General features: G+C 56.8%; 21 protein-coding genes. 12 read left to right on the top strand and 9 right to left on the bottom strand.

What is annotated here, in order from left to right:
- Positions 1-382 precede the first annotated feature (382 nt).
- The 8 genes from AC3WOG_RS04055 to AC3WOG_RS04020 are packed head-to-tail and all read left to right on the top strand — an operon-like array spanning position 383 to position 10857.
- A complete protein-coding gene (locus AC3WOG_RS04055; protein WP_492576786.1) occupies positions 383-1357 on the top strand; it encodes a glycosyltransferase family 4 protein in 975 nt (324 codons plus the stop codon).
- Entirely contained in the window at positions 1354-3525 is a 2172-nt protein-coding gene (locus AC3WOG_RS04050; protein WP_492576785.1) for a glycosyltransferase family 2 protein, read from the top strand. The genes AC3WOG_RS04055 and AC3WOG_RS04050 overlap by 4 nt, the downstream gene beginning before the upstream one ends.
- A 3-nt stretch (positions 3526-3528) precedes the next feature.
- Positions 3529-6282, top strand: a complete 2754-nt coding sequence (locus AC3WOG_RS04045) for a glycosyltransferase family 4 protein (RefSeq protein WP_492576784.1) — start codon at positions 3529-3531, stop codon at positions 6280-6282.
- Complete coding sequence (locus AC3WOG_RS04040; RefSeq protein ID WP_492576783.1) at positions 6279-7346, top strand: glycosyltransferase; 1068 nt, start codon at positions 6279-6281, stop codon at positions 7344-7346. Before AC3WOG_RS04045 ends, AC3WOG_RS04040 begins: the two co-directional genes overlap by 4 nt.
- Entirely contained in the window at positions 7343-8326 is a 984-nt protein-coding gene (locus AC3WOG_RS04035) for a glycosyltransferase family 4 protein (RefSeq protein WP_492576782.1), read from the top strand. Before AC3WOG_RS04040 ends, AC3WOG_RS04035 begins: the two co-directional genes overlap by 4 nt.
- A gap of 1 nt (position 8327) precedes the next feature.
- Positions 8328-9371: a glycosyltransferase family protein gene (locus AC3WOG_RS04030; RefSeq protein ID WP_492576781.1), complete on the top strand. Its 1044-nt coding sequence runs from the start codon at positions 8328-8330 to the stop codon at positions 9369-9371.
- A 23-nt stretch (positions 9372-9394) separates the two neighbouring features.
- Positions 9395-9988, top strand: coding sequence for a histidine phosphatase family protein (locus AC3WOG_RS04025; RefSeq protein WP_492576780.1), 594 nt, complete (start codon positions 9395-9397; stop codon positions 9986-9988).
- Positions 9985-10857, top strand: coding sequence for a hypothetical protein (locus AC3WOG_RS04020; protein ID WP_492576779.1), 873 nt, complete (start codon positions 9985-9987; stop codon positions 10855-10857). Before AC3WOG_RS04025 ends, AC3WOG_RS04020 begins: the two co-directional genes overlap by 4 nt.
- A gap of 33 nt (positions 10858-10890) precedes the next feature.
- Here the strand turns inward: AC3WOG_RS04020 and AC3WOG_RS04015 are convergent, their stop codons facing one another.
- On the bottom strand, positions 10891-11619 hold the full coding sequence (locus tag AC3WOG_RS04015) for a methyltransferase domain-containing protein (protein ID WP_492576778.1): 729 nt from the start codon (positions 11617-11619) through the stop codon (positions 10891-10893).
- A 452-nt stretch (positions 11620-12071) separates the two neighbouring features.
- On the opposite strand from AC3WOG_RS04015, the gene tnpA reads away from it, so the two are divergent.
- From tnpA to AC3WOG_RS03995, 4 genes are all read left to right on the top strand, one after another.
- Positions 12072-12536 (top strand): IS66-like element accessory protein TnpA, encoded by a 465-nt coding sequence (tnpA, locus tag AC3WOG_RS04010; protein ID WP_492576777.1) that lies wholly within the window; start codon positions 12072-12074, stop codon positions 12534-12536.
- A complete protein-coding gene (tnpB, locus tag AC3WOG_RS04005; protein WP_154567977.1) occupies positions 12536-12889 on the top strand; it encodes an IS66 family insertion sequence element accessory protein TnpB in 354 nt (117 codons plus the stop codon). Before tnpA ends, tnpB begins: the two co-directional genes overlap by 1 nt.
- A gap of 90 nt (positions 12890-12979) precedes the next feature.
- Entirely contained in the window at positions 12980-14548 is a 1569-nt protein-coding gene (tnpC, locus tag AC3WOG_RS04000; RefSeq protein ID WP_492576776.1) for an IS66 family transposase, read from the top strand.
- Positions 14549-14705: 157 nt separating this feature from the next.
- A complete protein-coding gene (locus tag AC3WOG_RS03995) occupies positions 14706-15305 on the top strand; it encodes a plasmid pRiA4b ORF-3 family protein (protein ID WP_201140220.1) in 600 nt (199 codons plus the stop codon).
- Between the two features lie 59 nt (positions 15306-15364).
- Here AC3WOG_RS03995 and AC3WOG_RS03990 read toward each other — a convergent pair whose 3' ends face one another.
- The 8 genes from AC3WOG_RS03990 to AC3WOG_RS03955 all read right to left on the bottom strand — a co-directional run bounded on the left by AC3WOG_RS03990 (position 15365) and on the right by AC3WOG_RS03955 (position 24291).
- On the bottom strand, positions 15365-15832 hold the full coding sequence (locus AC3WOG_RS03990; protein WP_492576775.1) for a class I SAM-dependent methyltransferase: 468 nt from the start codon (positions 15830-15832) through the stop codon (positions 15365-15367).
- Positions 15833-16018: 186 nt separating this feature from the next.
- Positions 16019-18031 (bottom strand): hypothetical protein, encoded by a 2013-nt coding sequence (locus AC3WOG_RS03985; protein ID WP_492576774.1) that lies wholly within the window; start codon positions 18029-18031, stop codon positions 16019-16021.
- Positions 18000-18422, bottom strand: a complete 423-nt coding sequence (locus AC3WOG_RS03980; RefSeq protein ID WP_492576773.1) for a GtrA family protein — start codon at positions 18420-18422, stop codon at positions 18000-18002. Before AC3WOG_RS03980 ends, AC3WOG_RS03985 begins: the two co-directional genes overlap by 32 nt.
- Complete coding sequence (locus tag AC3WOG_RS03975; RefSeq protein WP_492576772.1) at positions 18419-19702, bottom strand: NAD(P)/FAD-dependent oxidoreductase; 1284 nt, start codon at positions 19700-19702, stop codon at positions 18419-18421. Before AC3WOG_RS03975 ends, AC3WOG_RS03980 begins: the two co-directional genes overlap by 4 nt.
- Positions 19703-19716: 14 nt before the next feature.
- Positions 19717-20655 carry an NAD-dependent epimerase/dehydratase family protein gene (locus AC3WOG_RS03970; protein WP_492576771.1) on the bottom strand — a complete coding sequence of 313 codons (939 nt, stop codon included), beginning with the start codon at positions 20653-20655 and terminating at the stop codon, positions 19717-19719.
- 158 nt (positions 20656-20813) lie between these two features.
- A complete protein-coding gene (locus tag AC3WOG_RS03965) occupies positions 20814-21554 on the bottom strand; it encodes an SDR family oxidoreductase (protein ID WP_492576770.1) in 741 nt (246 codons plus the stop codon).
- Entirely contained in the window at positions 21551-22870 is a 1320-nt protein-coding gene (locus tag AC3WOG_RS03960; protein ID WP_492576769.1) for an FAD-binding oxidoreductase, read from the bottom strand. The genes AC3WOG_RS03965 and AC3WOG_RS03960 overlap by 4 nt, the downstream gene beginning before the upstream one ends.
- Positions 22867-24291, bottom strand: a complete 1425-nt coding sequence (locus AC3WOG_RS03955) for a UbiA family prenyltransferase (protein ID WP_492576768.1) — start codon at positions 24289-24291, stop codon at positions 22867-22869. The genes AC3WOG_RS03960 and AC3WOG_RS03955 overlap by 4 nt, the downstream gene beginning before the upstream one ends.
- Positions 24292-24315 lie beyond the last annotated feature (24 nt).

Genomic DNA, 24315 nt, shown 5'->3' with positions numbered 1-24315 from the left:
ATATCTTGGGTCGTGATGATAAAACGGACGAGCCACCCAGACGCCCAGTCCAAACACTTCTTAACATCTCAAACATATTCGCGCATGTGGAATTCGCGGTTTCGATCCGACGTGCTCGACGACAGCACAATCAGCTTCGCCCCCGAGCGACGTGGGCGCGCAACGGCCCGCGTTCAGGTGAGCCAACACTTGGTTACCACTGTTACCACTGAGCTTTGCATCGTGCCGCGGCGCGTGCGTCTGGCGACGTGCCGGCCGAATCGCAGCCATGCATCTCATGGAGCGCCGTTTCGCGCCGCATGAAACGCTGGCGTGTCATGCCACACGCGCAGGCAGGAAGTGTTGATCTGAATAAACGATTGAGCAGATAGAGAACCCTTCGATGAAAGTGCTGTTCGCCACTTACCCTATGGCCTTCCATACCCCCGGAGGCGGAGAAATACAGCTGCTTGCGTATCACAAGCACCTCCCCGCTCATGGAGTGGACGTCACGCTGTTCGATCCATGGAACCCACGGTTCCTCGAACATGACGTGGTCCACTTCTTCTCGTGCGTCGGTGGCTCGGTCCATTTCTGTAACTTTGTTAAACAGTTGGGCTTGCCGTTGGTGGTTTCGTCTAGCCTGTGGGTGACGGAAGAGACCAAGCATCTGTATCCGATCGGCGAAATTCATCATCAGTTTTCGTTGGCGGATCGCGTGGTAGCGAACTCGGATATCGAGTGTGAGACGCTTGCGCGGGTATTCGATCTACCGCGCGAAAAATTCGTCAGCGTCTTGAATGGCGTCGAGGATTCGTTCTACGAAAAGGTGTCGCCCGAGCTGTTTCGCGCACACTTCAATCAGCGGGAGAAGTTCGTTCTCAATGTCGGCAACATAGAGCCGCGCAAGAATCAGCTTCAACTCGTCAAGGCAATGAAGTCGATGCCGGAACTGAAGCTCCTGCTGATCGGTCACGAGCGTGACACAGCCTACGCTCGCGCCTGCCGCGATGAAGGTGGCGACCAGGTCGTCTACCTGGGCCCGCTGGCGCATGACTCTGAGTTGCTACGCTCCGCGTACGCTGCCTGCGAAGTGTTCTGCCTGCCTAGCACACTGGAAACGCCTGGACTCGCAGCGCTCGAAGCCTACGCGGCAGGTTGCCGCGCAGCGATTACCGCAGTAGGTTCAACTAGGGAGTATTTTGGCGATCGCGTCGAATATCTCGATCCCGCAAACACCGACAGCATTGTGCGCGCCATACGCAATGCAATTGCAACGGACAACAAATCCCGGACTGACGGCGACCGACATCAACTGAATTGGCAGAACGTAGTTCAGCCCCTGCAATCCATCTATAGCTCCCTGACGACAAAATGAAATTCGATTTACAACCATTGGGCAATGTCGAGGCGTCTTCCGATCAGGATTTCGATTGGAAAGCGACGAATAGCGATCCTCAGTTCTCCATATCCAACTGGGAGATTTTGCGCGGACGCGCACTACGAATTTCGTTCCGTCTGTCAACGAGCAACTCGCGCCGATCGGTCTGCATCTTTTATATGGACACCGGCACTGGCATGTCGGAACAAAGCGCTCTGCGCCTGTCTGTCGACGCCGAGGGAAATGTCGACCAGGAAATTGCGTTCCCGGAGACGTTGCGCGCCTTGCGCTTCGACCCGCTAGCGCATCCCGGGGCGTTTTCTCTAAAGGATTTCAACATCGAGATTCTCTCCCGCTCGAACGAACAGATCAAACGTCTGCTTGATTCGTATCACATTGTGCCCACGCACACCGGCGCGCTCGACCAGTTGGGCAACCCGGTCACCGAGCTGACGTACGAAAACTGGATCAAGATCAATGAGACGCCTCAGCAGAGGTATCACGTGCTTCGTGAGCATGTGGCTTCGTGGGATAGCAAGCCACTGATCAGCATCGTGATGCCAACCTATCAGACGCCTGAGAAATGGCTCAGGAAGGCAATCGATTCAGTCGTCGATCAAGTCTATGAAAACTGGGAATTCTGCATTGCAGACGACTGCTCAACGTCACCTCACGTGAAGGCGATCCTCGACGAGTATTCTGCGAAGGATCCGCGCATCAAAGTAACCTATCGCACCGAGAACGGCCATATCAGTGCGGCAAGCAACACGGCGCTCGACATGGCCTCCGGTGAATTCGTCGCCCTGCTAGATCACGACGATGAACTACATCCGCTGGCGCTTTTTTACGTAGCTGAAGCGATCCGTGCCTTCCCGCATGCCGCATTGATTTACAGCGACGAAGACAAGATCTCGGTTGACGGCGTTCGATCTGAACCGTACTTCAAGTGCGATTTCAACTACGACTTGTTCCTGAACCAAAATATGATCTGCCATTTTGGTGCATACAAGACTTCTTCGTTGAAGGAAATCGGTGGATTCAGAATCGGCTTCGAAGGCGCGCAAGACTATGACCTCGCACTGCGTGTGCTCGACCAGGCGGGCGCCCAGAATATCTATCACATCCCTCGAGTGCTGTATCACTGGCGCGTCATTCCGGAGAGTACCGCATCCACTCACGAAGCCAAACCCTACGCGGTATCCGCTGCTGCACGGGCACTAGCAGACCACCTCGAGCGGAATAAGGTACCCGGCAAGGTGGAGCCCGCTCCCGACGCGCCTGCGTTCAACAAGATCAGCTACATCATCCCTGATCCTCATCCGCGCGTCGAAATTATCATTCCGACGCGCGATGCAGCGGGGCTGGTACGTCAATGCGTAGACTCGATCCGTGAAAAGACCGTCTACGACAATTACCTCATTACGATTATCGATAACGGGTCGACGGAACAGGAAACATTCGACCTGTTTGCCTCCTTCAAAGATGATGAGCGCATCCGAGTCTCCAGGGACGATTCGCCCTTCAATTATTCGGCGCTGAACAATCGTGTCGGGCTGGCGAGCGAAGCCGACTTTGTTTGCCTGATGAATAACGACATCGAAGTCATCACGCCGACCTGGCTGTATGAAATGATGTCAATCGCCATGCAACCAGGCGTCGGCGCCGTCGGAGCCAAGTTGCTTTATCCGAACGATACGCTACAGCATGGCGGAGTGATCGTCGGCCTTGGAGGCGTCGCGGGGCACTCGCACAAGCACTCCGATCGCAAGGCGCCAGGGTACTTCTTCCGCACGCTACTGCGTAGTCGGATGAGCGCAGTCACCGCCGCATGCCTTGTTATTCGCACATCGATCTTCAGGGAAGTCGGCGGACTCGACGAAAAACTGCAGGTCGCATTCAACGATGTGGATTTTTGCCTGCGCGTGCAAAAGGCCGGCTACCGGAACGTATGGACGCCCTATGCGGAGCTCTACCATCACGAGTCGGCATCGCGTGGATACGAAGACACGCCAGAAAAGATCGCCCGCTTCGACGAGGAAGTTGCCTTCGTCAAACAGCGTTGGGGCGATACGTTGTTGAACGACCCGTGCTACTCGCCAAACCTTAGCCTCGATACCGAAGACTTCTCCATGGCCTGGCATTCACGCGTCCCGGACTTCCTGTAAGAAATGACTTCGAATACACAATGGCTTAAGGATTGCCGGCACCCGTCGTCGAGCGAGCCGTTCTCCCTGCCCGACGCGATCTACTTCCTGATCAAGTTCCGCGCGGACTTGGCGCATTTCAAATACAAGTCCATCAAAGACCGGATGGTGCTGTATTTCTGGTGGAATTCGGTCGGCAAAACCAACTACCCGGATTTTGAGTGGGTTCCGCGCCCCTTGGATGTAGAGTACGTCCGGCGGCTCGATACGAGTACGCTGATCGCGGAATATCCGGAATGCATTGCGCACTGGCTACGCGGTACATCACCTGACGTACTCGAAGAGGGACCTCTCGTCCAAGCCCTGCTGCAAACCGAGCGGTTCGAGCCGGCTAGTGATATCGAGTTTCCGCGTTTTCTCGATCTGATCATCAGGAATCGCCCTGACCTCAGCCAGTATCTGACGTTGGATCAGTTTCCTGGTCAACTGGCGAGTCTGGACTGGTGGGAGAAGCACGGCCAGTTTGAATATCCCAAGGTCGCATGGTCGCCTGCCGGCATCTATGCGACACTGAATCACCTCGAAAAGTGCGAATCATATGGCGGCATGTGCTTTCCAAGGTTCCTGCCGCTCATTCTCGAGAACCGGCCCGACCTGAAGAGCAACCTTGATCTGACGACGTTGCCAGGGCAACTCGCAGCGGTGACATGGTGGGAAAAACATGGTCGGCAGGAATACTCTCGCCTCACCTGGTCGACCGCGCAAATCGTTAGTTATCTAAATGAACCCGACGAAGCCGTTCTGTCCGGCGACCTGCACTTCCCTCACTTCCTGCCGCTAATCATCAAGCACCGCGCGGATTTGAAGGATATCGATCTGACAACATTCCCAGGTCAGCTTGCCGCGATTAACTGGTGGGACAAATATGGTCAGAAGGAATACCCCGAGCTGGTCTGGTCGACGGCGCAGATTTCGAACCTTCTGGATCAGTTAGACAACATCGAGGGGTTGGCGGAACAACGCTTCCCTCGCTTTCTCTCACTGATCATCCAGCACCGTCCTGACCTTCACAAGGATCTCGACCTTAGAACCGCTCAAGGACGACTGGCGGCCGTCGGCTGGTGGGAAAAATACGGAAAAGCCGAGTTTCCTACACTGCGGTGGTCCACGTCATCGGTTCTCGAATACTTTAACGAGCTTGACGAGAAGATCAACGGCAACCTGATAAAAGTGCCGCGATTCGTAGCGTCCTTGATTAATTCCCGCCCCGATCTGCAAGCGAGTATCGACATCGCTACGTTCACGGGGCAGGTCAGTTGCCTGCAGTGGTGGCAAGACAGCGGGATGCACGAGTACCCCTATTTGAGGTGGACGACTTCCAGCGCGCTCAATCAGTTGACGGGGCTCGATGGATTTCCGTCGGACGGACGGCTAGGACTTCCGCGATTCCTCCTATGGCTTCGAGAGGGTCGGCCTGATCTGCAAGCTGCCTTCGATATCTCGAACAATGAAGGTAGGCGGCAACTCGTCCATTGGTGGCAAAACAGCGGACGGAACGAATATCGGGTGCTCAGCCCTCTCTCAGTAAGCATGCCGAGTGAGGATGTATCTGGCGAGGAGGAACATTGCTCCGTCTCGATCGCACGCATCAGTCGAGCACGTCCGTTCGGGGTCAATATCGTCGGTTTCCCGCAAGGCGTCCTCGGCTTGGGCGAAGACGCACGCACGGCCGCGCGCGCACTTGCGACCGTATCGATACCGGCGGTACTCGTCAATGCGCCGATGATCGGCCCACCGAAGCTCGACATGTCATTCAATCACCTGTTGAGCGATGATCTCAAACACGACGTCAGTCTATTTTGCCTGCCCCCACCGGAAATGGTCCGGCTGGCGCTGGAGGGCGGCCGGAAAATCATCGAATCGGACACGTACAAGATCGGCGCGTGGCCGTGGGAACTGCCGCAATGGCCAAACGCGTTTGGCAAAGTCCACACGTTCGTGGACGAGCTATGGGCCCAAAGTGAATTCGTACGAACTGCCCTCGCCCGCCAGGGAGAGACGCCCGTTCATCACATGCCGATGTCAGTCGAAATCCCCACGCCCGTCGCGGCCGTGCGCAGTCGTTTCGGCCTGCCTGAGGGTAAGTTCCTGTTTTATCTGATGTTCGATGGCAACTCCTGGCTGACTCGCAAGAATCCAGTGGCCGGCGTGCGCGCGTTTCAAGAAGCCTTCGCCAGCGGCCAAAGCGGCGTTGGCCTTGTGATTAAGGCAATGAACATCCGTGACGACGACCCGATCTGGCGCGAGGTCGCCGAGAGCGCGGCCAAAGACAACCGCATCAAGCTGATTTCAGAACGTCTCAGCCGCCAGGACTCGATCGACTTCATGGCCTGTTGCGACGCCTACATTTCGTTGCATAGGAGCGAGGGGTTTGGCCGGGTCATTGCCGAGGCCATGGCGATCGGACAACCCGTTGTGGTGACCAACTTCTCCGGCAATGTCGATTTCTGCGATGCGGGCACCTCGTTCCTGGTGGACGGTGAGCTGGTTCCGCTGCGACCGCGTGACTATCTTTTCCATGAAGGCCAATACTGGTGCGATCCGGACGTGTCTGCCGCAGCGCGTCAGCTAGTACGCGTGGTCGACGATGTCAGGGAGCGGGAGCGTATCGCAGCAGCGGGCAAACTCTGCATCCAGACGAAATACTCGATCAAGGCTGTCGGCAAGGCCTATGCGAAACGCCTGGCTGAAATCCGTTCGGAGGGGGCGCCCCGATGAAACTCCGGATTTGTGCCCCAGATATTTTTGCAGGCGACGCGGTCGGCAACCACTGCATCGGCATCGCCCGTATGGCCATACGTCTCGGCATGGACGCGGAGCTCTACGCGCAGTGCTTCGATGCGACCGTCCTACCGATTCATCCCCTGTCGGACCTGTTCGATCAAATTGACGCGGACGATCTGTTGCTCGTTAGTTATTCGATCTTCGATCCATATCTCGAACAATTACTTGCACTTCCCTGCCGCAAGCTTTGCTATTTTCACGGTGTAACCGATCCAGACCTGCTGCGCGAATTTGAACCTCGCACGGCAGATCTTTGCGAGACATCGCTAGCGCAATTTCCGCTACTGTCCCGCTTCGAATCCGTTATAGCTAACTCGCACTCGACGGCACGCAGCCTGGCCGAGTGGATCGACCCGGCATCGATAAAGGTCGTTCCGCCGGTTTTCGCCGACATGCCCGCATTTCAACGCGTACCAACCGAACAGACGCAGGACCGCTTACGACCTAATCTGCTGGTGGTTGGGCGCGTCGTCCCTCACAAGCGCGTAGAAGACGCTATCGAGGTGCTAGCTCTGTTGCACAGGCGCAAACTCGAGTTCACGCTGTCCGTCGTCGGCAGCATGCCGAACTACGAATATTCGAAGTTCCTCATCAATCATGCCCGCTCTCTGGGTGTGCTCGATCAGGTTAACTTTATGGGCGTGGTAGACGACGAGGACCTGCTCGATAGCTATAACAGATCGAGCGGCCTGCTGGTGATGAGCCGGCACGAAGGTTTTTGCGTGCCGGTGCTCGAGGCCATGCATTTCGGCAAACCGGTATTCATTCGTGGTGGAACAGCCGCGCAGGAATTGTGCGGACCGGACAGCGTATTCGACGCGGACAGTCCGCTCGATGGCTGGGCCGATGCCATTGCAGCCCAACTCTCCGGCGCAACTGACACCCAATCTGCCTCCGCACGCAAGGCGATGAATCGGGCGCACGATATATTGCTCCGCACCGACGCTTCGGTGTGGCAACGAATATTGCTCGCAGGTGGCGAAAGAGGGAACACATGACCGGCCTAAAATTCCTCCTCACGACTTACAGTACCGCATTTACTGTCAGCGGCGGCGGCGAGTCAGAATTGGTTCAAGTCGCGGAAATACTGAAGTCGTCCGGCGTTCACACCGACATCTACGGCATTGGAAGTCGGCCGCTCAGTTTCTACGACGGTGTGATCCACTTCTCAGTCCACGCGGACGGACATGCCATTCTCCGCGAGGCGGCTCTCAAGAAGAAGCGCGTGTTCCTGTGGCCGAACGTCTGGTGGTCGGAAGCACCGTCCGATGGTGAAGTACAGCGAATAGCCGAGATGGCGAGAAACGCGCACAAGCTGCTCTTCAAATCGGATGCCGAGCTGGATAATTTCACGCAATACGTCGACGTACCCGCTCAGAAATTGGAAGTTATTCCAACGTGCGTTTCGAACCGTTTTCTGGCGGAACCGGATAGAGACCTCGCATCGACAATCTGCAACACGTCGGACTTCGCGCTATGCCTCGGGCTGATCGAGCCGATCAAGAATCAGCTTCGGGTAGTCAGGGCACTGAACGCGCTGCAACTGGACGGTGTATTTGTCGGCGGCGCGCGAGACGACGATTATTACCACGCGTGCGTGGCGGAGGCACACCCGGGTATTCAGTTCCTACCATTTGTGCAGCCTTGCAGCGCGTTGCTACGTTCGATCATTGCCAATTGCTCGGTGATGGTCGAGCCGAGCATCGATCCGCCGGGACGCTCAGCGCTGGAAAGCGCCATCATGCAGAAGCCGCTCGTCATCAGCGACGGTCCGTGGCAGCGAGAGCATTTCGCGGAAAACGTCTGGTACGCGCCGACCGATTCGGTCGATGCGCTTGCTGCCGCAATCGACCGCGCACGCACCGATCCTGACCGGGAAGTGAAGATTGCGAGCAACTATGAACGCGTCTTTTCGCGCCATTCGGCTTCGACTATAGGCCCCAAACTCGTTGAGTTGCTGGCCCGAGAAAGTATCTAAGATGCAAAAAGTGCCTCGCCTATTAGTAGTTCAGCGAATTTCGCTCTCGCACGATCGACTCATGTCCAGGTCAATCGCAGCGCGCTTCGGCCCGCTCCTGACCTACATGGCCAAACATGGGATGATCGAGTGGGAAGAAATCGTCGAAAGCGATGTAACGATCGGACAGCTTCGGCGGTTCGATGCTGTGCTCTTCAACAAGCACAGTTCCAATCGCGCCGTCGATGTCATGCGGATGGCAAACGATCTTGGTTTGCGGACCATCTATGACATGGACGACTGGATCATCGATCTGCCGATGTACAGCGTTACCGATCTCAACGACGACTTGCTGGCGAATATTACCTGGCTCATCCGGCAAGCGTCGGTCGCGACGGTGTCCAATGAGATTTTGCGGACAAAGTTGCAGCGCATCCGGCCGTCGGTTGTCGTGATACGCAACGGCTTCGACCACGACGCAATACCCTCGTCCCCCGAAGACTGGCAAGAAGCCGTTCCGCGCAAGATCCTGTTTTCCAACACCGACGGCATCAAACTCGTGCAGTTCAGGAAAGGATTTTTCGGCGTCCTGGTAGATTTCCTGAATCGGAATCAAGATGTCACACTGGAATTCTGGGGTGACGGCTTCCCCGAGATGTCGCAGATCCCAAGGCTTACGTCGAAGGGCTTCCTCGATAATTCTGCTTATAAGAGCGCGATTCGCGATGCAGGTTATATGTTCTCCGTCGTGCCACTTGGTGGCCGTGAGGACAAAGATGCACTGTTCTTCAATAGCTGCAAATCCTGCATCAAGTACATCGACTACGGCAGTCTCGGTATCCCCGGCATTTACTCGCGCTCTCCCGTCTACGAGGACGCAGTCGTCGACCGTGTTACAGGACTTCTAGTCAATAACGTCGAGGACGAATGGGCAGCGGCGATGCAAGAGCTGTACGACCGCGCTGAACTCAGAGATGGGTTACGTCACAACGCGCACGAAGACACCCGCAGTCGATTTGGACTCGCCGATCCTGCACAGACGTTCCTCAACCTTTTGACGGCTTGACCGAATTAACCACGGAAACTGCAATGGATCTTTTGCTCATCAGGCACGGCCAATCAAACGCAAACGCAAAGGGACTACTGATCTCCACCGATCAGGACGAACTGACCGAACTGGGAAAACGACAGTCAACGGAGCTTGCAGCCACGCTCGGTAAATTCGGTTATTCCCCGTCACCGATTTTTTGCAGCCCGTGGATGCGCGCGCGCCAAACGGCGGAGCGGCTTTTCGACGACGCCACGCGGCTGACATTCGACTCCCGGCTTGCTGAAACGCATCCCGGCAAGTACGGAACGTGGCTTGAAGTGGACTTCAACCGGGCGTTCCCCGACTTTAACAAAGTGATTACCAATCGCTATGAAGACGGAGAATCTCATCTCGACATGGCCGATCGGGTACGCGAGTGGGTCGACACGGAAGTCCTGCCGCGTACCGGGCAATCGGGGTTGATGGCAGCTGTCGCACACGGCGGCCCCATTAGCGTCGTGCTGCAGCACCTGCTAAACGTTCCCATCGAAACGCACTACCCGAGCTTCACGGTGCCCAACGCGTCGTTCACATACCTGAAATGGCGGACCGACCTCGGTCGCTACTGCCTTGAGCGGGCCGGCCAAGTATGAATACAAGAGTCGCGATATTCGAACCGATCTACGCGCAGGATCAGGTTCAGGTCGAGAAGAGTTTTCTACCGCTCGTCATCCCGGATAATTCCCAAGCCGGGTGGCGCGAGTTCAAGCTCTTTGTCGACATGTATCGCAGCGGCGAACACCGCCGCCACGCCTATACCGGGATTTTTTCGCCGAAGTTCAGCCTGAAGTCAAAGATCACGGGAGCGGAATTCATCCGCTTCGTGCAAAGCCAGTCTGGATCTGATGTCTGTTTCATCAATCCGTTTCCGCAGATTGGCTACTGGTCGTTCAATGTGTGGATGCAGGGCGAACACGCACACCCTGGGCTAGCAGACGCAGCGCAATCGCTTCTCGATGCCTGCAAGGTAGATTTCGATATCAAGCGCACGCCTCGCCATGGGCCGGGATTGCTTGCTTATTCGAATTTTTGGGTGGGATCTGAACGTTTTTGGGAAGAGTACGTGGGCGGCGTACTAGTGCGGATCGCGGAGTTTCTGGAGCAAAACCCCGATCACGAGGTCACGCGCAAGGTGATGGAAGATACGACGCATACGGACCCTGCCCCGTTCTTACCGTTTATTGTCGAGCGGCTTTTCAGCACGTATATCTCACAGCGCTCCAAACTGAAGATCGCAGCGTATTGCCGCGTGGATGACAACGTGCTGGACTATTGCGTGAACGAATACGAACGGCGCCTAGTCGTGCGTATGAAACCGCAGGTCGATGAGGCCGACGCCGTTGGTACGTTCGACGGGGCAATAGTCAAACAAATGGACATCGCTTGTGAACTTTGGCAACAGCAGTTCTTCGATTACTTTGCGGTGCGACCACATCCGCACACGGGTCGACCGGTCGCCTAAGGACACAACTCATCGCTGGCCGTCCCAGCCTAATTACTTCTTTATGAAAAACACATCTTGGTGGCCGTCCCAGCCTCCGGGACGATGCTCCAATATTGAAAGGCTATTTTCCTCGCAGACATTTCTTACCCAATCTGTCGGAATCATGGCGATACCGTAGCTGTCGCCAATGTAGTCGACTGTCTTTGCTTCCAGCGAATGATCAGCGCAGTAGTTGACAAACCCAAACTCATTTACATCGTAGCTGTTCAGCAAATACTGCCGGGCGGCCTCACCGACTTGGTAGCAATCTGCAATACCAAGGTGCTCTCGAGACTTCTCGCCATGTGTAGTGACGACGCCGACAGCGCCCGGTTTCAGTTTCGAAAAGAAGTACTTGATAACTGCCCGTGCATTGTGGCTGGACAAGTGCGTGACGAGCGACCCGAGGGCCGCGACGTCGTACGCTTCAGTCGCGATGTTCCTAAACTCGTACACAGGCTCGGTGATGTAGTAGCCAACAACCCCGAACGTCTTAACGCAAAAATCGACAGACGGCACCATTATGTCCGCGACATGAATCTTTGCCGGGTCAAACCGGGCCGCCAAGTGACGGGTCACTCGCCCGTAGCCGCAGGGCAATTCTAGAATAGTCGGCGTGTGAGCACCGGCAAGTTCGGCAGCGTGAGATACAAAATCGGCCATTTGCGTGCCAACCGAATTGTAGTGCTTATACGAGCCGTGGAACATGTCGTCATCTAGGTGAATCGGGGCTATTTGCATCACATCCCTCCTCGCGCTGCCCACATTAACGACTAGCCTCGCAACGAACGAGGTGTAAAAACGTCGGCAATGAACTTCAATTTATTGCCAACAACGGCGTCAGTATAAGCGACGCAGCGACCAGTGTTAAACCTCGTTAGCGCTTCAATACAACCACCGCCTGTCCAAGTGGATCGCTATCGTGTATTCGATGCAAGCCCCAATAGAAAGTCTCGATCTGGAATCCGAGCTTCGCACACCATACTTCAATAGCGTTTCTCTCGATAAATGTATTCAAAACCGGCGATGTTTTAGTCCTTTGCTCGTCAACCGTCCTCTGGAACATTTTCCAGTGTTCCGGCTCGAAGAATTCGAGGAACGAAAATACGTAAGCGCGCGATTTCGCACACCTAGCTTCCATTATTGATACGGCTCACGATTGCGTCCGCAACCCAACTTTGCGGACGCAATCCATGACAGAAGATGACCTGAGCTTTTTGCCCTTGCGTGTGACGCGTGTCGGTGTCGGCGGCAAGCGAAGCTTCGACCCGGCGGACAAGCGACGACTGGTCGAAGCCTGTCTGCGGCCAGGCGCCTCACTATCGGGCCTCGCCCTGAAGGCGGGCGTGAACGCCAACCAGTTGCATAAATGGGTCCAGACGCGAGAACGGGGCCGGCCTCCAATCAGGCATGACGTGCCGGTCGCATCATCAGTGTTTGTTCCAGTCGTCGCGATCGACGAGCCGACAGCGGTCATGGCGTCCGCGCCCGCGTCGCTCCGCGCCACCGGGGCCGAGTCACCCTGCGTCTCGCTACGCTCAACGCGACTGGCACGGCTGTCGGCTCACCTGCCCAACGGCGTGAAGCTTGAGCTCGAATGTTCAGCAGATGACGTGGCAATCGTTAATGCGATGGTTACCGTATTGGGAGCGTGCTGATGTTCCGCTTCGAGGCGGACCTGACGGTCTTCCTGCATCGCGAACCGATCGACTTCCGGGCCGGCATCAATAGCCTCGTGACGCTCGTCGAGCAGTCCATGCAGCTCGACCCGTTTGGTCGCGCCGTCTTCGCCTTCCACAACCGCAAACGCAACCGCGTCAAACTGCTGTTCTACGATCGTAACGGTTTCTGGATGATGTTGAGGCGCCTCGAGGAAGACCACTTCGTATGGCCGCGCCGGCAGCAGAGCGTCGTCAAGCTGACGAGCGAGCAGTTGCACTGGCTCCTGGAGGGCATCGACATTGATGCTGTACGCCGCCATCCGGTACGGTCGTACCATCACGCCAGTTGAGCATCGGGCGGCGCCCGTCAGCAATAACTGGCCGGCCTGTTACAAATTCCCGTAAACCCATCGCGGGCGACACTTCGCTATCCTGGAGGCATGAACGAGGACGACTTCTCCCGATTGCCGCCGGCCGCCCAGGCCTATATCCGTGAACTCGAGACACGCAACCGACAACTCGGCGAACGGATTACCCAGCTCGAAGAGCAGTTTCGCCTCGCGCAGAGCAGGCGCTTCGCCCCGAGCAGCGAGAAGCTCAAGGATCGCGTCTTCGACGAGGCCGAACAGATCGCCGACACCGAACTCGACGACATGGACGCTGGCGCTACTGACGAAACGTTTGTACTCCCCCACACGGGTCTGCCGGATCCGCCGGCATCCACGGGATGCAAACCGGGACGTAAGCCGTTACCGGCGCATCTGCCGCGTCAGCGCATCGAATACGATCTGCCCGAGAGCGCGAAGGTATGTCCGTGCTGCGCGCACGCACTGCACCGCATGGGCGAAGAGACCAGCGAACAGTTGCATATCGAAGTAAAGGCCTCGGTGCTTCAGCACGTGCGCTTCAAATATGCATGCCGTCACTGCGAGCGTCACGCGGAGCGCACGCCGGTGATCACGGCACCCATGCCCGCCCAGCCGTTGCCGGGCAGCAATGCCAGTGCGGCGATGATCGCCACGGTCACTGCGGGTAAATACGTCGACGGGACGCCGCTATACCGGATGGCCCATGCGCTGGCACGCGCGGACATCGAAGTCGGACGCGGCACGCTGGCGAACTGGATCATCCGGCCTGCCGAGTTGCACTACAGCCGTCTGTATGAGGCGCTGCGCACAACGCTGCTGTCGCAACAGCTGATTCACGGCGACGAGACAACGGTACAGGTGCTCAAGGAGCCGGGCAAAGCCGCCCAGAGTACCTCGTATATGTGGGTGTACCGCAGTGCCGAAGACTGCCCTGAGCCCGTCGTGCTGTTCGACTACCAGCCGGGACGCGGGCAGGACTATCCCCGGACGTTCCTCTCCGGCTATAAAGGTCTGCTGATGACCGATGGATATGCCGCATGGCGCACGCTCGAAGGCCCGACGCACTTTGGTTGCCTGGCCCACGCCCGGCGTGCCTTCGTGGATGCCCTCAAGGGCATGAAGAAACCAGGCGGTCGTGCCGCACATGGACTGGAATACTTCAAGGCGCTCTACCAGGTAGAAACACTCGCAAAGGGCGATCTGCCCGAAGGCGAGACGCGGGTCGATTACACCTTCCGGTTGCGTCAGCAACATAGCGTGCCACTGCTTGAGTCGTTGCAGAAATGGCTCGATGAACAGGCGCCGCAGATTCTTCCCGAGAGCCTGCTGGGCAAGGCGATCTCATATACGCGCAACCAGTGGACATACCTCAGCCGCTATGTGAACGACGGACGCGCGCCAATCGATAACAACGTGATCGAGCGCGACATCCGGCCATTCTGCACGGGCAGATCCTCGTGGCTGTTCAGTGACACCGTTGCCGGTGCGAAGGCCAGCGCAATGATCTATAGCCTGATGCTCACGTGCCGCGCGTGCAACGTCGAACCTTACGCATATCTCTTGCATGTGCTCACTGAGCTGCCGCAACGGCCACCCGAAGCAGACATCACCGATCTCCTGCCGTTCAACTTCGCGATGTGAAGTACTTCGACTCGAAGATCCGCCTGACGCGATTCGTGTCGGTTTCCGGACAGCGCACGGCATAGGTCCCGGCACGCAGCAGGCAGGCGCAGTCGATTGCGACGCCAGGCGATAATCGAATTCCGCCTGCGTCCAATATGATGCTTTGCTCGAATCCATGACCAAGTCCTACACCATCTACACACTTCACGCGCAGATCCGTGACATCGAACCGCCCGTCTGGCGACGGATCCACGTCGACGGCAATATCACCTTGCGCAAGCTGCATCACATCCTGCAAGCCGCCTTTGGGTGGACCGACTCGCATTTGCATGACTTCGAGATCGACGGGCGGACATACGCGATGGGCGATAACGACAACATGCTCGATCTGTTTGCTGAAGATCCCGAAATGCTGGATGACCGCAAGGCGCGGTTATACCGGATTGCATACCCGGGACACCGGTTCCTCTATCGATATGACTTTGGCGATGACTGGCATCATGACATTCACGTGGAAGAAGTCACTCAAACGGACCATGAGCCCCACAGCGAGGCGTGGATTGGCGCTGGAGAACGTGCCTGTCCGCCCGAGGACGTCGGTGGCACCTACGGATATGCAGAGATGTTGCGCGTTCTGAGCCTGGAGCCAGATAGTGACGAAGCGAAGCGTTATAGAACATGGGCAGGCGACGACTTCGATGCCGAACTGTTCGACAGACGGGCAGCCAACTCGACGCTGCTGCGCATGGCGTGGAACAACTGGGGCAAAAAGTAGACAGGCTTGAACCCCTGCTCTCCGATGCATCTGACGATCCGGTGTGCTTTAACTAGCGCTTACGAAAATACCACCCGACCGCCGGGTTTAACCACTCGATAGAACTCTTCCAGGTAAAGATAGGTTTCTTGATGCAGAAGATGAGTGAATACGCTGAACGCGGACGCCATATCAACGGAAGCATCTGCCAAGGGAACGGCAAGTTCACGATTCAGCAAAAACTTGTAATTTTTCGGCGCCTTCGTTCGCGCGTAATCAAGGAGTGCCTGAACAATGTCTGCGCCGATGTAATTGACCGAGAGACCTGACTTTCCGAGGGCGTGAGCCAGACGGCCACTACCGCATCCCAAGTCAAAGATGGACATGCCAGACGAGAGCCCCACATGCGTGAGGATGTTGCACTGAATCTGCCCCATGGCTTCGTAATGATCTCCTACCGCCAATTCCATCGCCCTATCAACTGAATGATTGGAAAGCAGATCCGACACTAGTTTCTCGTAGTCCTCGACAAAGTGAAACTTAGCCATGGCATCTCCACTTTTGAGCACACTGGGTCAGTACAACGTGCGCAGTTCTACTCTAGTAAGCCCTCGTCCACGTACGCGAATAATGTCAATGCGACGACGATCATATGACTAGCTTGCGGCCAGCACTGCAACCAGTCAAGCCGGTTTTACTCACATCCAAGCGGGGCCAAAATCTCGTCCGATTACTCATTGCGACAGCGCGGCAAATGAAATAGTCATCGATTCATTCCAGAGACCAACACGCGGCGCTACGATCGAAAATCGTAGAACTTTCGGAAGCGATTTCCCCTCCATGAGTCTTCTGAAATCGTCAGTGGTCGACACATACGGCGACAACACGAACCCGCTCAGGGCCATTGACGGAATGAAACGCCGCCGGACTGTACGTCCATTGTCCAGGACAAGGTCTATGTATAGCTGCGGCAGCTTGAACAACGTCATGGCTACGCGTCCTGCCAGAGTCGGACGCAGGTCAATCTTGGTCCAAACGATTTGCGCTCCCTGGGGCACTTCAATGGGCGTGTTTGTCAATCCACTGCTGGAGGACAGCGGCATCAGTTTTGAATCAGTCGGATTGTCTTTCCGCGCCAAAGCGACGAACCCATCTATAGTATCCACCACGCGGTAGTGCGAGATGAACACAGGCCAGCTACCCGCATCCTCCAGCGCTGCCAAACGATTATCGATAGGCGCGACCGCAAACAGGACATGGTCCGGAGCGTTGGTGCCGAGAAGATGCTCCCGATTCACCCGATCCAGTTCTGGTTTGTAGACAGAGTAGCTTTGGGGTACGGGACGCCCCGACCATCTCAGTTCGTTTGCAAATACAACGGACAATTCCGTGGGATATACATCGACACTTCCGCTCGTCTGCGGAAGCGGCACTTCCGCGCGAATGCGCTCCTTCGCATCCTCAAACATTCGGGGAAGCGATCTCGGATCGGACCTTAGAGCGATTCCTGCTGCGGTCGAGTCAATCGAGCTATGCACGACACCAGCCATGTACCGCAAATTGAAACCATCGAGTTGGTTCTCAACCTTGAACCACCCAATGAATACTGAAACAGCAATCAGAATCGCGATGAGCGGGCGACTCACCATACTCAAGGCGAGTGCCACGAATAGTAAACTCGCTACGGCAATCCGAGGATGCCCATCCTGCCTCACGTATCCCGCTTTGAATGTAATGAACAGAAAAAGCGCGAGTCCAAACGCAACAATCGCACAGTCCAGGCGCCTCTGGCGCCAGAAGCCCGCGATAAACATAGAGAAGCAAATGCCAGCCGGAATAGCCCAAAGCACGACCGAACTATATGGCCCGTGAATCGACATTGCCTCCGTATAGCCTGAAATTATCGGTTCCTGCGCCAAGAAGAAATTCGGCAACGCAGAGATGGGTTGTCCAGTCAAAATCCAACCGACAATCAATGCAGCGCCCGAAGCGAGGCATAGCGCAATCGCAATTCGAACCTTGTGCGCCCGTGCAAACAGAATGGCACCAAGCACAATCATCGCCGCAGATAATCCCGCAAAACTGCCCTTTACCAAAGGGAGGACGCCGGCCGCTGCCGCAATGAACAGCAGCATTCCGATTCGCCAGGGCCGGCCCTTCAAACTCGATCCGCTTTCCACAAATGCGGCTAACAGCAGCACAAGCGGAATGGCCATAAAGATCGCGTCGCGGATACGTGACTCAACGATTACCAATGGCAAGAACACGAGCAGCAAACCTCTATCCGGCGCTGCAATAATCGCAAAGCCGAAACACAGCGCCAACGCCAGTACTGCGCTCCCTACCAGCATGATTCCGTCGGTTGCGGGATGATACATCTCCGTGTACACCGAACCGAGTGGACCGAACGTAAAGATCAAGTCTCTACCGAACACCAGATGACGGGCCACTGCTTCGTTCAGCGCGTAGCACCAGGAAGGGTCAAGTCCCGTGGTGGGCATGCGCGGCCCGAGCGGCAGAATGAGTACGAATGCGACTAGAAGCGCGAACGCGGCGAGCACTCCGGGAATGGCGACTCTCGAAGCTGTCTGCTTCACAGTAACAATGTGGATATTGTTGTCAGGTTTCACGCGGAATTTGGTCGGATAAAACTTGGTTGCGCTTGCAGTTGCGATATTGAGGAATATTCGAGAGACACGAATCCAGATCACCGCATCATCGGAATGACCACCTCTTGTGACCAACATAGCTCGTGAAAACCGGCACGACTACCCCAAAGAAGTGGGCGATTTCCCGCGTGTGCCAAGTGATACCGATCCACGGCAGCACGTAATACGCGAGAACAACGCTGACCGCCCATGTCTGCAATACGGCGACGAGATTCACGAGGACAAAGAACCCTGCAGACTTGGATGTCGACTGAACACTCTCAGTGAACACAAACATCTTGGTCAGTACAAAGGCCGTGATCATCCCAACGATATAAGCCAACACAATTGCAGTCGAGAACGGCAGCCAGTGACTGAAAACCATCCGGCTCCCGAAGTTGACGGCTGCGGCCACTCCGCCCGCAATCAAGAACTTCAGGAAGCGTGGCGACAGCAAACCGCGCCCTATACTGGTTCGAGCGATCGTCATACCATTCGCGCCATCTTGCGCGCGAGCCCAATGCTCTCGGAGATGCCACGGTCCTCAGGGTAGTAATAGGACGTGTCGGCGACTAGCAAGCCCTTCACCGGTAATTGAATCGGCGGCAAACGATCCAGGAAGCCCGGTTCGCAGATCGGCTGAGCGTAGCGGTAACGGCTAGCACGAACGTCGATAAAGTCTGCGTCTGTCAAAGCCGGGTTGATCTGCATCAGATACCGTTTCACCTTGTCGATGAAAACACTATCCGCTTCCTGATACTTCGCGTGTTCGCCCGGCATGTAGAACGGGACGTATACGATGTGCTCATCAAGCGGTCGCAGATTGGTGTACTCGACAATTCCGGGGATATCCATATCCGGATCGTTGACGTTCAACCAGAAATTCTGCGTCACCGCCTTCTTCAACTTCGCAATTACGCAGACCACCGCAACATTCTTCACGCTCCGAAACGCCACGGACACATCCGCTGGCAAATCCGGTATCACACGCGGAACATACGGCAAAGGAATTGTGCTGATGACTTTGTCGAACGCCAGCACCTCTCCATTGACCTCCACACCCTTGACCGCGCCGTTTTCAATCACAACCTTTTGTGCCGGCGACCGCAGACGGAATTCACCGCCGTTGGCTTCGATATATCGGCGCATCCCTTCGAGCAGCGTATCCGAGCCACCCTCAAGATAACCGAGTTTTTCGCGAAACAAATCGTAGCGCGACCGACCGATGCGGCGGATGCGGCTCCAGATCCACGCAGCGGACAAGTTGTAAGCGTAGTCATAGAACTTGTAGTCGAAAAGCCTGCGCCACAACACTTCCCACGCCTCTTCGCCGATCCAGCGGCGAATCCAGCCGGACGCTTCGACGTGGTCCAGCGGACGCCAATCATTGCGCTTGGTGGACAGGAATGCGTGGAGACCATAGCGAATCTTTGCGGTCAGACTCAATCCCTTGAACTTGAGCAGCGCGATCGGGTTACCCCATGCCTGCACATGTCCCTGGTAGTAGTAGCCCATTTTGGTCTCGACCCATTTCAACTGGTCCTCGAGACCCAGTTCACGCAGCACCTCGAAGAACGCGTGATCGGAAATCGCGTGAAAATGGTAATAGCGCTCGATCGACAACCCACCGAAGTCGAAACACGCGGCCATGCCGCCCACCCGATCGTCCGCCTCGAAGATCACTGGCTTGCGGCCGTCTTTGACGAGTTGATACGCTACCCCGAGACCCATAGGACCCGCACCCAACACCGCGACTTTTCCGTTACTCATGCTCACCGTCCGATTCAGAATTCGAGCGCGATCTGGCTATAGACCGGATCGTTGAAGGTTTCGTCCATCGCATTCGAGAAGGAGGTCGCCTTAATGCGGAAAATACCTTCCCAGTCGATTACTTCAAACTCGTCGCCCGCAGTGAGCGCTTTCAACTGATCCGCAGTGAACGGAGGATTCTTGTCGAACAGAGCGTAAATCTTCAGCAAGACGTAGAACAGGCCATACGGAATACGCACGATCGCGCAACGCGCCCGGGTCGCTCGCTTGATCTGCCGAATGATGTCGATATAGTCCACCTGCTCGAGGCCGGTGATATTGAATGCCTTGCCGCTCATGCGCGACTCGATACAGCTGATGATGACGTTGCAAAAATCGCCCGCATACAGCGGTTGACGCATGTACCGGCCGCTGCCAGGAATCGGGAAAACGGGCACGCGCTGCATGAAGCGGGACAGCCAGCCAAGATGCTTTCTGTCGAACCAGCCGAACATCAACGTCGGGCGCAAGACGACGCATTCGATGCCCGAAGCCAACACGATATCTTCCTGCTTCTTCTTGGTTTCCGTATAAAAGTCCTCGGCAACGGAATTCACGACCGACGAACTGATGTGCACGGTATAAGGCACCTTGTAGCGCTTGATCGCGTCGAGCACGTGCTCCGTCGACGTGATGTTGTTGCGAATAAAAGGTTCGATGGTCGGGCCGCCGATCTGTGCCTGCAGCATCACGACCACTTCCGCTCCGTCGAAATAACGGGACCAATCGCCGGGTTCGGCGAGATCGGCATATTCGATCGTGATGTCCGGATGCACGCCCCTCAGCACTTCGAGATTGGCGCGATGTTTGTCCAGCACCACAAGGTTCGTGTAGCCGCGCTGTTTGAGTCGGGCCACGAGGTTCTGGCCAACCAGACCTGCACCGCCGGGGAGAATAATGCGTGTATCGTTCATTGATCTGTCGTTGAGGCTAATCGTCGGATGGCCTGCGGCCCAAGTTCGGCCGTGCGTAATCCGACATTGTAAACGGTGCCTGAAGGCTGCCCTTGTATCCCGGCGGCTTGCTTCGAACCGAAGGTACTGGCGCTATTGCGTGCGAGTCACAGAATTGATTACAGCGACGCCCTCTTGAACAAAAACCCCGGCACCGATCGAATGATCAACATAATCCCCGACCAGAACCACGGCGTATAAATCGAATCCTTCTTCCGCTCGACTGCACGCACGATATCGTTCGCGACTCGCTCGGGCGTTGCTACAAGCGGCCCCGGCAACGGCATGCCAGCGGTCATCGGCGTATCCACGAACCCCGGCTTGATCGTCAGCACATGCACGCCTGCCTTGAACAGCCTCGCGCGCAACCCTTCACAAAACGTCGTGACGGCAGCCTTCGCGGTCCCGTAGACATAGTTCGAGGGCCGCCCACGATCTCCAGCCACCGACGAGATCACCGCGATCACACCGTTCTTCGCGCTTTCCATGAGATTGGCCAGCGGGGTCAACAACGCGATAACCGACAAACCGTTGGTCGACAACTCGCGCAAGGTGACCTTCACATCCTGTTCACAGGCTTTCTGATCAGACAATGTGCCATGCGCGATCAACGCGACATCGATACCGCCGAGTGCCCCTACGCAGGCATCGAGCATCGGTTGATGCGCATCGAAGTCGTTCATGTCCAGCACATGGCTCGTCGCCGCCTTGGCGCCGCGCGCCATGAGGTCTGCCGCAATTTGTTCCAGGCGCTCCGCCTGCCGCCCGACGAGAAACAGCGTCGCGCCTTCGGACGCCCAAAGGCGTGCACAGGCGATCGCAATTGCAGACGTCGCACCGACTATCAGGACTTTTTTCATGTTTGTGTTGTTCGTTGCCAAAAACGTGACATCAGCGCGGGATCGCGCAATGCCTCCAACTGACGCCACGCCGGATAGGCGAGCTGGAAATCGCTCGCCGACATATGCGCGTCCTTCGCCGGATACAACCGTCCGCCGGCTTCCCGGACGATCGCGTCGAGCCGCTTGAACAGATGGCGATTGCGTTCATCGTGCTGCGGAAAATCCAACGCGAGCGACACGCCCGCCATCGGAAACGACAACAAGCCTGGTGAGACCAATTCACCGCAGCGTTTGAGCACTGCGAGAAAGGAGCCAGTACCGCTTTTCCCAATCGCCTCCAGGATCGAATGCATGCCGTCGCGGGAGTTAGCCTGAGGGAGCACGCACTGATACTGTTGAAACCCGCGCTTGCCGTAAATGCGGTGCCACTCGAGCAGACCGTCGAGCGGGTAGAAGTAACTATCGTAGTCGACTTCGCTTTGAACTGTTTTGTTTTGCTGACGGTTGTAGTACAGCGCGTTGAAAGCGCGCAAGGTCAGCGGATTGATCAGCGAGATCGGTGGCGTCACCGGCACGGTGCGCTTCTTCTTGATCGGCAGTTGCAGATCGCCATCCGCCGAATGATCCCCTACCATGAAGATGCCGCGTCCGAGCGCTGCGCCACGGCTCAGGCAATCGATCCATGCAACGCTATACTCGTGCTTGCTGTCGAGTTCTTCCGACAACGCAAAGAATTCGTCGAGATTACCAAACCGAATGCTCGTCACCGACACGCGGCTCGAGCGGATCGGCATCAGCTGAATTTCCACCCATGCGATCACGCCGGTCAGCCCAAGGCCACCAATCGACGCGGCAAACCATTCGGCATTCTCTTCCGGCGAGCATTCGAGCGGCTCGCGCTCAGAGCGCAACAACGCAAAGCGGCGTACGTGACGGCCGAACGTGCCTCGCACGTGGTGGTTCTTGCCATGAACGTCGTTGGCCACCGCGCCGCCGAGTGTCACGTACTTCGTGCCCGGAGTGACAGGCAGCATCCAGCCTCGCGGCACGGACAGTTGCAAAACGTCGTCCAGCGTGGCGCCGGCTTCCGCACGCACAACGCCGGTTTGCCAGTCGGCGGAGATAAAGCGATCGAGCGGTTGCATATGCACTACGTGATCGCTGGCGGCGAGACAACTGTCTCCGTAGCTGCGGCCATTTCCATAGGCCAGCGTCGTGCCGTTGGCACCCGCAACCTGCTCCCATGTAGCACGCAGCCGGTCACGCCACGGCACCGGATGCGCAGCCTGCGGATGATAGGGGTATCGCCCCCACGACTTGAGCGGGCCCGTCATATCGCGAGCCAGAAAACCAGGCCCATCAACGCCACGATCAGCAGGCTGGTGCGGTCTTTCGCGGCGAACACGACCGGGTCGTCATGCATCAGCCCGCGGTGCGTGATTAGCCACGTGCGGCTGATCCAGTAGAGCAGCAACGGACATGCCAGCCAGATCACCTGCGGATGACCGTATAGATGCGTCGTCTTCGAGTCCTGTATGTACAGCGCCAGCACCAGCACTGAAAGATAGCCGGACGCAGCGCCGAGCGACGAGATCATCGGCAGATCGTCGGCCACGTACCCGCGCCCGCGCGCCTTCGCGCCGCCTGCAGCGCGGGTCGCGTGCAGTTCAGCGTAGCGCTTGACGAGCGCGAGGCTCAAAAACAGAAACATCGAAAAACCCAGCAACCAGAACGTCAGCGTCATTCTGAACGCTGCAGTCCCGGCGATGATGCGGGCGGTATAGAGCATCGCCAGCACCACGACGTCCAGAATCACGCGGCGCTTGAGCAGGAACGAATACGCCATTGTCAGCACGTAGTAGCCGGCCAGCACTGCAGCAAACCGCCATGGCAGCCAGATTAGCGCGCCCGCAAAGGCGCCGATCGCGAGGACCGGAAACGCCGCCAAGCCCCATACAATTGACAACGAACCCGATGCGAACGGACGTCGCCGCTTGGTCGGATGGTGACGGTCGTCGTCGAGATCGAGCAGATCGTTGAGCAGATAGACGCTAGAAGCACACAGACCGAATAGCACAAACGCAAGCACGCCGCGCACGTCGAGCACCCACGACGACACCTGATGCGATGCCAGCAACGGAATGAAGATCAGCAGGTTCTTCAACCACTGATGCATGCGAAGTGCCTTGATCCACACGCGCAGTGGATTCTTGCGTGTTTGCAGCACACTCTCGACATTGCCGAGTTTATGCGCACGCCGCTCAACGCCGGGCGAGGGATTCACGACATAGGCGCGCTCGGCGGCCTCCCAGACAGCGAGATCGTCGTGCGAATTGCCGGCATAATCAAAACCCTTGTTACCAAACTCGCGCACCAGCGCATCACGCTTGCGACCGGACGATAGATTCACCTTACCGTCGCTGCCGAGAGTCTGGTCGAACAAACCGAGATGTCCCGAGATCGCCTCGGCGTAGCGCGCATCGCTTGCGGTCGCCAGCACCAGTGTGCGGCCCGCGGCTCGCTCACGCTTGAGCCACTCGATCACTTTCGCGTCATACGGCAAAGTCGCAACGTCGACGTGAGTCGCCTCAGCAAGCTTTGCCTTGAGATGCGCCTTACCTCCGCTTGCGAACCAGATTAACGGACGATAGAAGCGCAACGGGTACGCCTTCAGATAGGCAAAACCCGTCTCGATCAACATATCCGATCGCATCAGCGTGCCGTCGAGGTCGACGGCCAAGGTTTTCCATTGCATTTCGCTAACCCTTCCCCTTGCCGC

The sequence above is a fragment of the Paraburkholderia sp. FW306-02-B genome (assembly GCF_058782725.1).
Note: the sequence above shows the minus strand (reverse complement) of the source record. Positions and strands in the feature narration are given on the sequence as shown.

Excerpts from the sequence above, each read along its gene's own strand:
- AC3WOG_RS04055 (WP_492576786.1), top strand. The coding sequence starts at position 383 with ATGAAAGTGCTGTTCGCCACTTACCCTATGGCCTTCCATACCCCCGGA.
- AC3WOG_RS04050 (WP_492576785.1), top strand. The coding sequence starts at position 1,354 with ATGAAATTCGATTTACAACCATTGGGCAATGTCGAGGCGTCTTCCGAT.
- AC3WOG_RS04045 (WP_492576784.1), top strand. The coding sequence starts at position 3,529 with ATGACTTCGAATACACAATGGCTTAAGGATTGCCGGCACCCGTCGTCG.
- AC3WOG_RS04040 (WP_492576783.1), top strand. The coding sequence starts at position 6,279 with ATGAAACTCCGGATTTGTGCCCCAGATATTTTTGCAGGCGACGCGGTC.
- AC3WOG_RS04035 (WP_492576782.1), top strand. The coding sequence starts at position 7,343 with ATGACCGGCCTAAAATTCCTCCTCACGACTTACAGTACCGCATTTACT.
- AC3WOG_RS04030 (WP_492576781.1), top strand. The coding sequence starts at position 8,328 with ATGCAAAAAGTGCCTCGCCTATTAGTAGTTCAGCGAATTTCGCTCTCG.
- AC3WOG_RS04025 (WP_492576780.1), top strand. The coding sequence starts at position 9,395 with ATGGATCTTTTGCTCATCAGGCACGGCCAATCAAACGCAAACGCAAAG.
- AC3WOG_RS04020 (WP_492576779.1), top strand. The coding sequence starts at position 9,985 with ATGAATACAAGAGTCGCGATATTCGAACCGATCTACGCGCAGGATCAG.
- AC3WOG_RS04015 (WP_492576778.1), bottom strand. The coding sequence starts at position 11,619 with ATGCAAATAGCCCCGATTCACCTAGATGACGACATGTTCCACGGCTCG.
- tnpA (WP_492576777.1), top strand. The coding sequence starts at position 12,072 with ATGACAGAAGATGACCTGAGCTTTTTGCCCTTGCGTGTGACGCGTGTC.
- tnpB (WP_154567977.1), top strand. The coding sequence starts at position 12,536 with ATGTTCCGCTTCGAGGCGGACCTGACGGTCTTCCTGCATCGCGAACCG.
- tnpC (WP_492576776.1), top strand. The coding sequence starts at position 12,980 with ATGAACGAGGACGACTTCTCCCGATTGCCGCCGGCCGCCCAGGCCTAT.
- AC3WOG_RS03995 (WP_201140220.1), top strand. The coding sequence starts at position 14,706 with ATGACCAAGTCCTACACCATCTACACACTTCACGCGCAGATCCGTGAC.
- AC3WOG_RS03990 (WP_492576775.1), bottom strand. The coding sequence starts at position 15,832 with ATGGCTAAGTTTCACTTTGTCGAGGACTACGAGAAACTAGTGTCGGAT.
- AC3WOG_RS03985 (WP_492576774.1), bottom strand. The coding sequence starts at position 18,031 with ATGTTGGTCACAAGAGGTGGTCATTCCGATGATGCGGTGATCTGGATT.
- AC3WOG_RS03980 (WP_492576773.1), bottom strand. The coding sequence starts at position 18,422 with ATGACGATCGCTCGAACCAGTATAGGGCGCGGTTTGCTGTCGCCACGC.
- AC3WOG_RS03975 (WP_492576772.1), bottom strand. The coding sequence starts at position 19,702 with ATGAGTAACGGAAAAGTCGCGGTGTTGGGTGCGGGTCCTATGGGTCTC.
- AC3WOG_RS03970 (WP_492576771.1), bottom strand. The coding sequence starts at position 20,655 with ATGAACGATACACGCATTATTCTCCCCGGCGGTGCAGGTCTGGTTGGC.
- AC3WOG_RS03965 (WP_492576770.1), bottom strand. The coding sequence starts at position 21,554 with ATGAAAAAAGTCCTGATAGTCGGTGCGACGTCTGCAATTGCGATCGCC.
- AC3WOG_RS03960 (WP_492576769.1), bottom strand. The coding sequence starts at position 22,870 with ATGACGGGCCCGCTCAAGTCGTGGGGGCGATACCCCTATCATCCGCAG.
- AC3WOG_RS03955 (WP_492576768.1), bottom strand. The coding sequence starts at position 24,291 with ATGCAATGGAAAACCTTGGCCGTCGACCTCGACGGCACGCTGATGCGA.